Consider the following 12,354-nt stretch of genomic DNA (forward strand, 5'->3'; position numbering starts at 1 on the left):
CCGTGCACTTCCGCAATCCCAAGCCGCCCGAAAGAGCGGGCGACACAGTCGGATTTGCGGCCGTGCGTTTCCCAGTTGAGGTTCCGTCGTCGGTGACTAAAGGGTTTCTACATCGACACCGGCGGCGAGGGCCGCAATCGCGGGTCAGACAACGGTCGCGAACAGCCCCACCGAGAGCGCGAGCATGGCGGCGGCATGTTTTGCGCCGGCCCGAACGTCACCGGTGCTCAACTGACCGGCGATCAGCCCCGAGCACAGTCCCTGGACGAGCGCCGCGTGGTAGAACAGCGTGGCGTACGCGTCAGTATCGGCTCCGGAGAACCCGTCCAATTGAGACGCGGCCGCGCTCGACCCCAGCTCCGCGCCCTCGGATGGGAGGTTCGGCAGGAGATAGCCGGCCAGCACGGCGATGATGAACAGAAAGACCAGAAACGAGACGTAGACGACGACTGTGTACTCGATCATCGCCCGCTTGCGCTCGCGCTCGAGTCGGCGATCGGCCGCCGCTCCGCGCGCGGCGATCCGGAGCGTGGTCGCGAGGGTTCCGCTGGCGTTCATCGACTCGGTCAGCAGCGTGACGACCCGCGAAACCGATCGGGTTCCGACGCGGGTCTCGAGCCGCCGTAAGGCGGTCTGGAGGTCGGCACCCCACTGCACGTCGGCCCAGACCAGGTCGAGTTCGTCGCCGAGCGGTCCGAGATCCGATCCCCGGACTCGATCGATCGACGAGACGATCGAGAGGCCGGCCTCGTTGACGCTGGCGAGGCGGTCGAGCAGGTCCGGTACCGCGGCCTCAATCGCCTTCAGCCGGCGGCGGTGGACCTCGTAAGCGAGCGCGAAGACGGCCACGACGCCTAGCGTGCCGACGGCGACCGCGTCGTCGATCGCGGTGACGTCGAAGCCGTCCTCGAGCGCCGCCGGAAGCCGCGTGCCGACTCCGACGAGCGCGAGCGGGACGGTGATCGCGAGCGTGAGCGACGGCCGCTCGACGAGCGTCCGAATCGGATGGCCGAACCGCTCGCGCAGGCCCACCAGCCGGCGGTAGTACCGCGCTCGTTCGACGTTCGGATGGCGGGTCTGGTCTGGTGCTGTGTCGCTCCCGTCGGCCCGTGCCGTCCGGGCCGTCCCGACCGTCGGTGGCTCGTCGGCGGTCGATTTCCCGTTGACTCCGTCGCTGGGATCGAGTTTGTCCGCTACCATACTCAGGTACACCACGAACCCGAGGTTGGCAAGCGGCAGGAGCAGGTAGATCAGCGCCTGAAGTTCCCCGAACGTATCGCCGGCCGCGATCCCGATGACGACCAGGATCGTGATCAGAAAGAGCGGCCCGGCGACCAGCACCGTGACGTAGGCCTCCGCCAGCGTCGAGAGCAACTCGAGGATGCCCTCCTGTTGCGATTCGGCCTCCTCGCGGTACTTCTGGTACTGGCGTTCGAGGAACGCGGAGAGTCCCTGGCCGCTTTGCAAGACGCTGACGAGGTTCTCGGTGAACTCGCGGAACTGCGGACTGGGCGAGCGCCGCCCCATCGTCTCGAGGGCGGTGACGACGTCGGTGCCGAACGTGTCCATCTGTCGGACGGCGACGGCGAACTCCGCGGCGGCCTCGCCGTGGGTGTCCTCCTGATCGGCGATGACCCGGACCACGTTCGGAAACGCCATCCCGCTCTTCGAGAGCGCGTAGACGAACGCCACCGTCGACGGCAGTCCCGCCTCGATCCGACGAGCGCGGGCGTCGGCGACGTAGCCGGGGTACCACCACCGGAACCAGTAGGCCCCGGCACCGGCGACGGCCCCGACCGTGAGCGCGGAGACCGAAAACAGCACGGCCAGTTCGCCGGCCGATAACGTCGGGAGCCCCCCGAGCGCCGCGAGGAACCCAAGAGGGGAAGGCAACGCCGCGCGCATGGTCTCGGGGCTGACCGAGAGGACCGTCAAGAGTCCCCAGACGGCGTAGACGCCGAGAATCGAGCCGACGAGCGCGGCGATCGCCGCGAACAGCATCGTCCGCGAGCCATACTCGCGGTCGGTCGTCGGAACGTGTGCGGCACGCAAGGCCGCCCGCCGGTCCGGGTGCACACGACCGAACGCGTCGGCGTGGGGTCCGAACGTCCGGACCGCGACCAGCGTCAGAGCGCGGTCGACGCGTTCGGACCGCCTGACCACGGCGACTGGCGAACAGAGGAGCGCCGCGATCACCAGTGGGACGAGACTGACGGGCGTCATCGGTTCTCGGACGCACCGCCTCCGGATTCGGGGTCGGTCCTCGCCGTACGCTCGGTTCCGTTTCGCGGTTCGGAGCCGCGTTCGCGCTCGCGGTCGCCGTCGCTCTCTTCGGTAAGTCGCTCGAGGACGCGCTCGGAATCGGCGTAATACTCGTTGACCAGCGCGGTGAACCGCCGGTAGTCGGAGAGGCCGTTGTCCCGGAGCGAGGCGAGGAACCGCTCGCGGTGCTCGAGTTCCGTCAGTAGTTCCTGCTGGCTCCAGCCGCGTTCGTCGCGGATCTCCGAGAGGACGCGACTGGAACTGCTCCGGAAGCTGTCGGTCTCGCTCTCCCAGGTGTAGGCCGTCGAGTAGTCGAGTTCACCGGTTCGCTGGTCGATCCCCTCGATCTCGGCGAGTACCTTGTTCCGGCGGACGCGCTGGTCGCCCGACCGGGTGAGCGTCTGGACCGAGAGGATGTCGAGGCTGCGAACCATCGACCGAGGGACGTTGATCGGCTCGTTCTCGAGCCGGTTGATGGCCGTCTGGACCGAATCGGCGTGCATCGTCGAGTAGGTCGTGTGACCGGTGTTCATCGCCTGAAAGAGGGTCATCGCCTCCTCGCCGCGGACCTCGCCGACGACGATGTATTCGGGGCGGTGGCGCAGGGCCGAGCGCAGCAGATCGTACATCGTCACGTCGGTCCCCTCGTGGGTGCGCTCGCGCGTGACCGACGAGAGCCAGTTGTCGTGAGAGAGTTGGAGTTCGCTGGTGTCCTCGATGGTCACGACCTTCGACCGCGGAGGGATGAACATCGAAACGGCGTTCATGCTCGTCGTCTTCCCCGACGCGGTGCCGCCCGCGAACACCAGACTCTTGTTGTGCTCGATCGCGAGCCAGAGGTAGGCCAACTGCTCGACGCTGAACGTGCCGTACTCGAGGAGATCGATCGGCGTGAACGGGTCCTCGGCATACTTCCGGATGGTAAACGCAGAACCCCGCGGCGTCACCTCCTCGCCGAGTGCGAGCTCGGCGCGAGAGCCGTCGGGCAGCGTCGTCTCGACCGTCGGATCGCCGATCGAAATGTGCCGGCCGGAGTGCTGGGCCAGCCGAACGACGAACCGATCGAGATCGGATTTCTCGAATGAGACGGAAGTCTCGATGTCGGTGTACTCATCGTGGTAGACGAAGATCGGCAACCCGTAGCCGTCACAGGAGATGTCCTCGACGTGTGGATCGTGCATGATCGGCTCGAGGCGACCGTAACCGCGGAAGTCCCGGTGGAGATAGTAGAACAACCGGTAGAACGTCGCCGCGTCGATCTCGGCTCCATAGCGCTCGAGGTACTCCCGAATCGTCTCGCGGAGCAACCGTTCGATATCGTCGCCCTCGGCCTCGCGGTAGAGCAGCGGGTCGCGAACGTCGTCGAACAGCGCCTCGAGCAGGACCGCCTCGTCCTCGCGCAGCGAGGGCTCGACCGCGCGATAGCGGTGTTCGTTCGCCTCGTGGTCGTGGCCGATCGAGACGAACGAGAAGGGTGCGTCGACCCAGTAGCGATTGACCTCCTCGAGGTTGTCCGAATCGTCGAGCGAGACCAGCGGGCCGTGGACATCGGGCTCGTAGTCGCCGACATCCACGGTCGAGCCGCGAAGCGTTTCGACGACGCGCCGGATCGTTCGTTTGGCAGCGTCGATCGTCGACGTCGGGCGCTCGTCGGCCGGCGCTAGTTCAGACTCGCCGGCACCGTCGGCGCTTGCCGCGTCGCGGTGGAGACGAGCGCCGGCCGCACCGTCGACGATCGCGTCCGCGGCCGAATCGGTGTGATCTGAGGGGTCCATTGAACGCAGGTTTCGTGACACGTCCGGGCGCAACCCTGATAAGTGAGATGGCCGATCGCCGTTTTGGGCGGTCGTCGACCCGTCGAACCCCCTCCGGTCGAACTGTCTCGAAAGCTGACTGTTTCGTGCGTTACGTTCATACTGTCGGAGTCCGAAGCAACGAGTACGGAATGAGGCGCGAGCACTTCACGCTAGACGTTGACAACATCGCCTGGGTCGAGTCCGACGGGGAGCCCGAAAAACCCGCGGTATCGATCGACTTTACCGGCCCGGCGACGATGCTTCGCGAGCGCCTGACTGGTCCCGACGGCGACGTTCTCGAGGCGAGCGAAACGGACGTGGCCCTCCGACTGCAGGGACCGCTCGGGGACAACACGACCGGCGTGGTGAGCGTGACTAACCGCATTACCGGCGAATTCATCCTCGAGCTCAACGAGGGCGCCGACGACGTCCTCCGGTTCGTCCGCGCAGCGCGTGGCTACGGCGAGACCGCCGACGACGAGGGCCGGTACACGGTCGAAATCACGCTCGACGCCGAGCCGTTCGTCACCTACGACAAACGGACGTTTCTCGTCTACGACGACGAGGGGAGCCTGCTTCGACAGCACAGCTTGATTCCCAGCGGCGTCGAACTGTAGCGGCTCTCGCGTTCCGTTTTCCGGCGGTGAGCGACTGACCGGCAGTTATAAGTCTCGGACTCTCGCCTAGAGGGACCGACACCGGCTCACGCCGGACCATCGATTCATGAGGGACAGGCGACCGCTTACGACAGGGATCGAGGAATCAACGCGGGGGCCGACGGCCGCGGAGCCGGTGCTCGAACTCGACGGCCTCGCGAAGCGCTACGGGAACGAGGCAGTCATCGGTGACCTCTCGTTGGCCGTCCGTGAGGGCGAGCTCCTGACCTTGCTCGGCCCGTCGGGATGTGGCAAGACCACGACGCTCCGGCTGATCGCCGGCCTCGAGCGGCCCGACGCCGGCCGGGTCCGCCTCGCGGACGAGACCGTCTCCGGGAACGGGCGATTCGTTCCGCCCGAGGACCGCAACGTGGGTCTCGTCTTTCAGGAATTCGCGCTGTTTCCCCATCTGAGCGCCCGCGAAAACGTCGCCTTCGGCCTGCGAGATCGGGACGAGGCGGACCGCGAGACCCGCGTCGACGACCTCCTCGATCTCGTCAGCCTCGAGAGCCACGGCGATCACTACCCGGACGAACTCTCCGGCGGGCAACGACAGCGGGTCGCGCTCGCGCGCTCGCTGGCCCCCGAACCCGAGATGCTGTTGCTCGACGAGCCGTTCTCGAGTCTCGATGCGGATTTACGCGTCGAGATGCGCGAAGAGGTCCGCCAAATAATCAAGGAGACGGGCGTCACCGCGATCTCCGTCACCCACGATCAGGAGGAAGCGCTGTCCATCTCCGACCGTGTCGCCGTGATGAACGACGGCGACATCGAGCAGATCGATACTCCCCAACGCGTCTTCCGGCGACCCGAGTCCCGATTCGTCGCCGGGTTTCTCGGCCACGCGAGGTTCCTCTCGGGCGAGGTCCGCGGCGACAGCGTCCACACCGCGCTGGGTCGCGTTCCCCGCGACGACGTCCACGAACTGGGCCATCGGTACGACGGCAGCGCCGTCGACTTGCTCGTTCGGCCGGACGACGTGGCGGCCTCACCCGCGGACGAGTCGGCGGCCGACGGCCGCGTCGTCTATCGGCGCTACCTCGGTCCGACGGTCCTCTACCGCGTGGAACTCGATGACGGTGAGACCATCGAGTGTCTGCACAACCACGCCGATCGGATCGACCCGGACGAACGCGTTCGTGTCCGCATCACGGCCGACCACGATCTTGCGTGGTTCCCCGCGGAGCACCGCGAGGAGGCCGACGTGGACGCCGACGGAGCCCCCGCCGGCGCTGACTGATCGGCTCGTTCTCGAGTACCCCGGTTCCCGACTGGTTCCGGTGTCGCCGCCGAATGCCGGTTCAGTCAGCGATCCGAACGGTTACCTTGATACGCCGCCCCTTCCCAGCCCACCACATGGCCGACAGCAAACGAATCGCGACGTACTGCGGCGTCGTCGGACCCGTCCTTGCACTCGGCGCGATCGTCCTCGCGACGCTTCTCGCTCCGCCGGAGACGTTCACCTGGGCCGACCGGTCGCTCTCGGATATGGGCCGATACGGTGCCCCGACGTTTCCGGTGTTCAACGGCGGCCTGATTCTGGGCGGACTCGTCGGACTCCCCTTCGTCTGGCGGCTGTGGACCGCGAGCCGCAACGCCCTCGAGCGCCTCGGTATCGTCCTGCTCGCGGTCGCGGTCGTCGGGATGATCGGCGTCGGGGTCTTCTTCCTCGAGCACACGGCCGTCTACCTCGAGACGAGCTTACACGGCTTCGCGGCGCTGACCGTGTTCGGTGTCGCCCCGTTTGCGAGTTGGGTCTACGGGACCGGTGCGGCGCTGGCCGGCGACGGTCGGCTCGCAGTCGCGTCGTTCTGGGTCGGCAACGTCCATCCGGTGGCCTGGCTGTTCTGGGTGTTCTCGCTGGGCGGACACGTCGATACCGGAACGTGGTTTGCCGTCCCCGAGTTCGTCGCCGCCGTCGCGTTCGGCGGGTGGATCCTCCTGCTCGCGGTCGTCGTCTCTCGTCGGACCGACCGTGAATCAGACGGACCGAGCCGCTGAGGGGTCGCGTCGGCTTTTGCGACCGTCGGCCACACAACGCTTAAACCGAAACCGTCCGTATACGGGGGTATGCATAAGGACGAACTCCTCGAGCTCCACGAAGAACTCGTCGTCATTATGGAGTACTTCTCGGAGCGAGAGGAGGTCGACGAAACGCTGTTCGATCCTTACCGCCAACTCGACGTCGACCCCTCGCACGTCCACAAGTCGAAGAGCGAACACAAACACGCGGTCTTCGTCCTCGGTAACGCGCTGGCAGGTGCGATGAGCGAAGACGAGTTCTCGAGCGCCGGTCGGATCGGCAAGCGCATGAAGGAACTCGCCGAGGACGCGGAATCGAAGATCTAGAAAATAGCACGGTGTTCTAGGCGAAACGTATTTGGTGTGGTTCCCGCTTGTTGACGTATGGACCCGCGCACGCAAGAGCGCGTCGAGGAGTGGGACTCCCGCCCGTTCGACGGCGGTTTCGATGGCCTCTCCAATCTCGCTGCTGCCGATTTCTCGGGTGCCGTCTCCGCGGCCGGTACGTGGCTCTTTATGCTCAACGGCCGGATCGTCGGCATCTTCGACGGCGACATCGAGGACGTCGAAACGGCCTCGGGAACGCAGTACGAGGCACCCCACCCGTCGCTGCCGTTGCTCTGCACGATGGAGGAACGCGGCGGCGAGACACGGGCGAACTATTACACCAACGAGACGCCGCTCCGGGAGGTCGACGAAACCCTCCAGAGCGGGTCGTTTACCGGCTACGTCGAATTGAGCGAGAACGTCTTGAGCGGCGACTACTACGCCGTCTATTACGGTGGTCGTCGCATGGCGGCCGCCTACATCGGCAACGCCGAGCGGCTGCTCACCGGCGAGGAGGCGTTCGAGCGCGCGGCCGACGAGGTCGGCATTTACGAAGTCGTTGACGTCGAGATCGACGTCACCGACGTTCCCGAGACGGGCGACGCCGAACCGGACTCGTCGGGCACCGATCGGACGACCACAGAGGGGGCGTCCGACCCGGACACCACGGTCGACGCCGACACCGCCGGTGCGTCCGCGAACGACGACACGAGCGCCGAACCGACCCCCGATCCGACGACATCGTCGATCGACCCGATCGACGTCTCGAGTACGGAGCCGACCAACACCGACGCCTCGGTCGGCGACCCGATCGAGGACGTGACCGCAGACGACTCGTCGCTGACTGGCGACATCGATCTGACGGGCGATCCGTCGGAGATTACCGCGACCGAGGAGACCGGGGACGACTCGAAGTCGGCGTCGGCCGGAATCACCGAACCGGAGCCGGCCGTCGATCCCGACCCCGATCCGCACCCGGAGTCGGCCTCGTCGGACGACGGCGTCGAATCGGCGGACCGAAACGACGAGGAACGTGCGGAGCCAAACGGCGAAGCGTCCTCGTCGACCACCGGGACGACGACCGAATTCTCGGAGGCAGACGCCGCCGCCGCCAGCGACACATCGGACGGCGACTCCACGGCGGACGATAGCGACGATAGCGATTCTGCGACCGACGAAACTGAGCGCCCGACCGACCCGGACCTCGCGGAAGTCGAAGCGGCGGCCGAGGAACTGGACCAGAACATTTCCTGGGTCGAAGACGGCGAACCGGCGGCAACGAGTTCCGAACCGGCAGTACAGGACACTACCGACGAGTCGACCGACGAGCCGGAGCCGGCCGCCGACTCCGCGCCGGAGGCCGACGCTGCGCCGGAGACCGACGCCGACGAGGACGACCTCGAGGAGCAGTTCGAGCGCGAAGAGGAATGGCGCGAAACGCGCCGCATTCCATCGATCGATCCCGACGACAGCGACTCGGAGACGGACGCGAGTAACGAACGCGGGACCTCGAGTGCGGGTCGATCGTCAGCGGTGTCGAGCTCCGAGACGGCCGCCGGCGGCGCGTCGACCGGGAACCAGTCCGGCTCGCGGAGCGGGAGGCGGACGACCGACTCGACGTCGACGGCATCCTCGGCCGGCGGTCGCGGACGGTCACAGGCCCAACGCGGCCAGCGCGAGGCGTCTCAATCTCGGACGGAGACGGCCGGGCAAGGAAACCGAGAGCGGGTCGCGGCGCTCACTGAGAAAGTCGAGACGCTACAGGAACAACGCAACGCGCTCGTAACGAAAGCCGAGGAACTCGAGACCGAACGCGATCGACTGCGCTCGGAGAACGAGGAGCTCTCGGCGACCGTTGAGCGGCTGCAGTCCCGAATCGAGAGCCTCGAGACGGAGCTGGAACAGGCCCGTAAGCGTGAGGGAGAGACTGGAGACGCAGGTGGTGACACGGCCGTGAGCACGGGTCCGAACCTCTCGCCCCAGCAGGCGCTCTCGGGAACGAACCTCTTCGTCCGGTACGCCTCGAAGAGCCAACCGACTCTCGAGACGGCCCACGACGGCGCTGCCGACCGCAGTGACGTCGCCTCGAATCTACGGCTGGAACACCACACGCAGTTCGACTCGGCCGACGCCGTCGTCGACGGCGAACCCTACGACGACTTTCTCGCGTCGACGATGGAGTATCGGTTCGTCGACTGGCTCACCGAGATGGTGCTTTATGAGGTCCGAGACACCGGCAACGCCGACGGGCTGGGCGACCTCTACGACGCGATTCCGCGAATCGACCGGGCCGAACTCGGTGCGACCATCTCGCTCGCTGACGACGACACCGAGGACGTCCCCGATCAGGTCACGTTCGATATCGTCGCGTTCGACAAGATGGGCAATCCGTTGGTGTTGGCCACGCTCAACGATTCGCGCGAGCCGGCGTCGAAGGCCTTACTCGAGGAACTCGAGGAGGCCGCCTCCGCGGTGAAGGCAAACTACCCGTCGCTTGCATCGGCGATTGCCGTCACCTCGAGTTACTTCGAGCCCGGCGCGCTCGAGGTGGCCGAACAGGCCACCAGCGGCGGCTTCCTCAGTCGCGGCTCGAAACTGAGTTACGTCAACCTCTCGCGCAAGGACGGCTACCACCTCTGTCTGGTTGAATCGCGCTCCGAAGGGTTCCACATGAACGTTCCCGAACTGTAGCCGTCGCGTCCGTTTTCACCACCGGCGTCTCGAGTTCCGTTCGCCACGAGAGCCGTTGCTGGCGACGGCATTCGAATTCGACGTCGCTCGTGCGTTCGCAAGCGGGAAGCGACGCGCTCGAGGGAACGAGAAAGGGTGAAAATCCTAGCCAACTGCGCCGAGAGTGTGCATACGACCACGCGGCGGTGGTCGAACTAAACGAACTGTTACCCTTCGATCTCCGCGACGTCTTCGATCTTCATGCCGTCGAGCTTATCGACGATGTCGTCGATCTTGCCGTCGAGTTCGTCGACGAACTCCGCGGTGCGCTCGGTCTTGATCGCGCCCTGACTCGAGGGCTCGATGAGGTTCTCTTCCTCGAGGACGCGAAGCGAGTAGCGGACCTTGTGGTGTGGGTATCCGGTCTCGTTCGACATCTTCACGATTCCGATAGGCTCGTTCTCGATAACCATCTTCAGGACCTGCAGATGGCGTTCCAGCATATCGACTTCCTTCTCAAGTCGGTCTATCATGGCATTTGTTAACTTGTCTTTGGGGCCTTTAAAAGTTACTCTCGGCGACTGAAATGACGACTCTCAACTGACAGCTCGTTCCTGTCAGTAGTTAACGCTTCCGATCGCTCCCATCTCTCGCAGACCGTCGGCGGGGTCACCGCGGTCTCGCGGACGGCCGTTAGGCGGGTGTTCCCGTCCGAGGGCGCTTTCCGAAACGAGTAGTGCGTCCCATTGAAACGAGAGGAGCCGTTCGATCGACCGTTTCGACCGGTCGTAGTTATGTCCCGCGATCGGCGACGAGCACCGACGACGGCCGCCGCTCGGTTCGGCACCCGCTCATACCGTAATCTGTTTATCGGCCCGGCAAGAACCCGCCGCTGTTATGACCGTCACTATCGTCGGGTCGCAACTCGGCGACGAAGGTAAAGGTGGGGTCGTCGACCTGTACGGCGACGCCGCCGACGTCGTCGCCCGGTATCAGGGCGGCGACAACGCTGGCCATACCGTCGTTCACGACGGTGCAAAGTACAAGCTGTCGCTCGTGCCGTCGGGAGCCGTCCGGGGCAAGGTGGGTGTCCTCGGCAACGGCTGCGTCGTCAACCCCGAGACGCTGTTCGATGAGATCGATACGCTCCGTGACCGCGGGCTCGAGCCCGACGTTCGTGTCGCCGAGCGCGCACACGTTATCCTTCCCTACCACCGCGTGCTCGACGGCATCGAAGAGGACGAGAAAGAGGACCTCGCCGCCGGAACGACCAAACGCGGCATCGGCCCCACGTACGAGGACAAAGCGGGCCGCCGCGGCGTCCGCATCGGCGACCTGCTCGACCCGGACGTGCTCCGCGAACGCCTCGAGTACGTCGTCCCCCAGAAGAAGGCCCTCGCGGAGGAAGTCTTCGGTAAGGAGACCGGCGCGGAATTCGACATCGACCACCTCTACGAAACCTATCGCGAGTACGGCGAGCGCCTCGCCGAAGAGGAGATGACCGTCGACTGCGGCAGTTTCCTCCAGGAGCGGATCGACGCCGGCGACAACGTCATGCTCGAGGGCGCACAGGGAACCTCCCTCGACATCGACCACGGGGTCTACCCGTACGTCACGTCCTCGAATCCGACCGCGGGCGGGGCGACCGTCGGCACCGGACTCGGCCCGACCGTCGTCGGCGACGGCGAGGTCATCGGCATCGTCAAGGCCTACCTCTCGCGGGTCGGTACCGGCCCGCTGCCGACCGAACTCGGCGGTGTCGAGGGGCAGACGCCCGATTACGACCCCGACGAGGGAGCCGGCGCGAACGAGGAAGAGCTCGCGACATACATCCGCGACGAAGGCGGGGAGTACGGCACCGTCACCGGCCGCCCGCGGCGGGTCGGCTGGCTCGATATGCCGATGCTGCGCCACGCTGCCCGCGCGAACGGCTTTACGGGGCTTGCGGTCAACCACATCGACGTGCTGGCCGGACTCGAGGAGGTCGAGGTCGGACACAGCTACGAGTTCGATGGAGACGAAATCTTCACGATGCCCCCGACGACCGAGGCGTGGAGCCGCTGCGAAGCGACCCTCAAATCCTTCGACGGCTGGCCCGAGATCGACTGGAGCGACGTCGCCGAGGAGGGCTACGAGGCGATTCCGGAGAACGCGCGAACGTACCTCGAGTACATCGCGGACGAACTCGACGCACCGATCTACGCGGTCGGCGTCGGTCCCGGCCGCGGCGAGACCGTCGTCGTCGAGGACCCGTACGAATAGCGTCGGTATCGCGTTTTTCGACCGCCGCTCGCGGTACGGAGACGGAGTGTCGCGCGTCGCGGTCATTGTCGCGACCACGCGATACCGTTCCGAGGCTCCGCTCACGAGCGACGTTCCCGAAACCTTTTGCTGGAGGCGACGAGCCTACGTAGTATGAAGGAGTCGTTGCTGGACATTCTCTGCTGTCCGCTCGATAAACACGACCTTGAGCTCGAGGACGCCACCTACGACGACGAGGAGGTCATCGCCGGCGACCTCGTCTGTACCGAGTGCGGCGAGCGCTATCCGATCGAGGACGGGATTCCGAACCTGCTCCCGCCGGATATGCGCGAGGAAACGCCAGCCTGACCGGCCACTAC

The 12,354-nt window shown here is 65.8% G+C and carries 10 protein-coding genes; 7 read left to right on the plus strand and 3 right to left on the minus strand.

Annotated features, from left to right (window positions below; genetic code table 11):
* Nucleotides 1-144 precede the first annotated feature (144 nt).
* Together ACJ70B_RS03185 and ACJ70B_RS03190 are read right to left on the minus strand one after the other, a co-directional pair.
* The gene (locus ACJ70B_RS03185; RefSeq protein ID WP_408958974.1) at nucleotides 145-2,223 is read right to left on the minus strand and encodes a type II secretion system F family protein; all 2,079 of its coding nucleotides are present in this window, start codon (nucleotides 2,221-2,223) and stop codon (nucleotides 145-147) included.
* The gene (locus ACJ70B_RS03190) at nucleotides 2,220-4,037 is read right to left on the minus strand and encodes a type II/IV secretion system ATPase subunit (protein WP_408958975.1); all 1,818 of its coding nucleotides are present in this window, start codon (nucleotides 4,035-4,037) and stop codon (nucleotides 2,220-2,222) included. Before ACJ70B_RS03190 ends, ACJ70B_RS03185 begins: the two co-directional genes overlap by 4 nt.
* 170 nt (nucleotides 4,038-4,207) lie before the next feature.
* Between ACJ70B_RS03190 and ACJ70B_RS03195 the strand changes: the two genes are divergently transcribed.
* The 5 genes from ACJ70B_RS03195 to ACJ70B_RS03215 all read left to right on the plus strand — a co-directional run bounded on the left by ACJ70B_RS03195 (nucleotide 4,208) and on the right by ACJ70B_RS03215 (nucleotide 9,754).
* Complete coding sequence (locus tag ACJ70B_RS03195) at nucleotides 4,208-4,675, plus strand: DUF5793 family protein (RefSeq protein ID WP_408958976.1); 468 nt, start codon at nucleotides 4,208-4,210, stop codon at nucleotides 4,673-4,675.
* A 106-nt stretch (nucleotides 4,676-4,781) separates the two neighbouring features.
* Nucleotides 4,782-5,954, plus strand: a complete 1,173-nt coding sequence (locus tag ACJ70B_RS03200) for an ABC transporter ATP-binding protein (protein WP_408958977.1) — start codon at nucleotides 4,782-4,784, stop codon at nucleotides 5,952-5,954.
* 116 nt (nucleotides 5,955-6,070) lie between these two features.
* Nucleotides 6,071-6,715: a DUF998 domain-containing protein gene (locus ACJ70B_RS03205; RefSeq protein WP_408958978.1), complete on the plus strand. Its 645-nt coding sequence runs from the start codon at nucleotides 6,071-6,073 to the stop codon at nucleotides 6,713-6,715.
* Nucleotides 6,716-6,784: 69 nt separating this feature from the next.
* Entirely contained in the window at nucleotides 6,785-7,063 is a 279-nt protein-coding gene (locus tag ACJ70B_RS03210; protein WP_408958979.1) for a UPF0058 family protein, read from the plus strand.
* A 57-nt stretch (nucleotides 7,064-7,120) separates the two neighbouring features.
* Nucleotides 7,121-9,754, plus strand: a complete 2,634-nt coding sequence (locus ACJ70B_RS03215; RefSeq protein ID WP_408958980.1) for a transcriptional regulator — start codon at nucleotides 7,121-7,123, stop codon at nucleotides 9,752-9,754.
* A 206-nt stretch (nucleotides 9,755-9,960) separates the two neighbouring features.
* Here ACJ70B_RS03215 and ACJ70B_RS03220 read toward each other — a convergent pair whose 3' ends face one another.
* Nucleotides 9,961-10,266: a hypothetical protein gene (locus tag ACJ70B_RS03220; protein ID WP_006429686.1), complete on the minus strand. Its 306-nt coding sequence runs from the start codon at nucleotides 10,264-10,266 to the stop codon at nucleotides 9,961-9,963.
* Between the two features lie 364 nt (nucleotides 10,267-10,630).
* Here ACJ70B_RS03220 and ACJ70B_RS03225 point away from each other — a divergent pair, with 364 nt between their 5' ends.
* Both ACJ70B_RS03225 and ACJ70B_RS03230 read left to right on the plus strand, forming a co-directional pair.
* Nucleotides 10,631-11,995 carry an adenylosuccinate synthase gene (locus ACJ70B_RS03225; protein WP_408958981.1) on the plus strand — a complete coding sequence of 455 codons (1,365 nt, stop codon included), beginning with the start codon at nucleotides 10,631-10,633 and terminating at the stop codon, nucleotides 11,993-11,995.
* A gap of 153 nt (nucleotides 11,996-12,148) precedes the next feature.
* Nucleotides 12,149-12,343 (plus strand): methytransferase partner Trm112, encoded by a 195-nt coding sequence (locus tag ACJ70B_RS03230; RefSeq protein WP_408958982.1) that lies wholly within the window; start codon nucleotides 12,149-12,151, stop codon nucleotides 12,341-12,343.
* Nucleotides 12,344-12,354 lie beyond the last annotated feature (11 nt).

Source organism: Natrinema sp. 74 (assembly GCF_046097095.1).
GTDB lineage: Archaea > Halobacteriota > Halobacteria > Halobacteriales > Natrialbaceae > Natrinema.

What these genes read in the sequence shown, in the direction of transcription:
- ACJ70B_RS03190 (WP_408958975.1), bottom strand. Translation starts at nt 4,037, where the DNA reads ATGGACCCCTCAGATCACACCGATTCGGCCGCGGACGCGATCGTCGAC.
- ACJ70B_RS03220 (WP_006429686.1), bottom strand. Translation starts at nt 10,266, where the DNA reads ATGATAGACCGACTTGAGAAGGAAGTCGATATGCTGGAACGCCATCTG.
- ACJ70B_RS03195 (WP_408958976.1), top strand. Translation starts at nt 4,208, where the DNA reads ATGAGGCGCGAGCACTTCACGCTAGACGTTGACAACATCGCCTGGGTC.
- ACJ70B_RS03230 (WP_408958982.1), top strand. Translation starts at nt 12,149, where the DNA reads ATGAAGGAGTCGTTGCTGGACATTCTCTGCTGTCCGCTCGATAAACAC.
- ACJ70B_RS03185 (WP_408958974.1), bottom strand. Translation starts at nt 2,223, where the DNA reads ATGACGCCCGTCAGTCTCGTCCCACTGGTGATCGCGGCGCTCCTCTGT.
- ACJ70B_RS03205 (WP_408958978.1), top strand. Translation starts at nt 6,071, where the DNA reads ATGGCCGACAGCAAACGAATCGCGACGTACTGCGGCGTCGTCGGACCC.
- ACJ70B_RS03210 (WP_408958979.1), top strand. Translation starts at nt 6,785, where the DNA reads ATGCATAAGGACGAACTCCTCGAGCTCCACGAAGAACTCGTCGTCATT.
- ACJ70B_RS03215 (WP_408958980.1), top strand. Translation starts at nt 7,121, where the DNA reads ATGGACCCGCGCACGCAAGAGCGCGTCGAGGAGTGGGACTCCCGCCCG.
- ACJ70B_RS03225 (WP_408958981.1), top strand. Translation starts at nt 10,631, where the DNA reads ATGACCGTCACTATCGTCGGGTCGCAACTCGGCGACGAAGGTAAAGGT.
- ACJ70B_RS03200 (WP_408958977.1), top strand. Translation starts at nt 4,782, where the DNA reads ATGAGGGACAGGCGACCGCTTACGACAGGGATCGAGGAATCAACGCGG.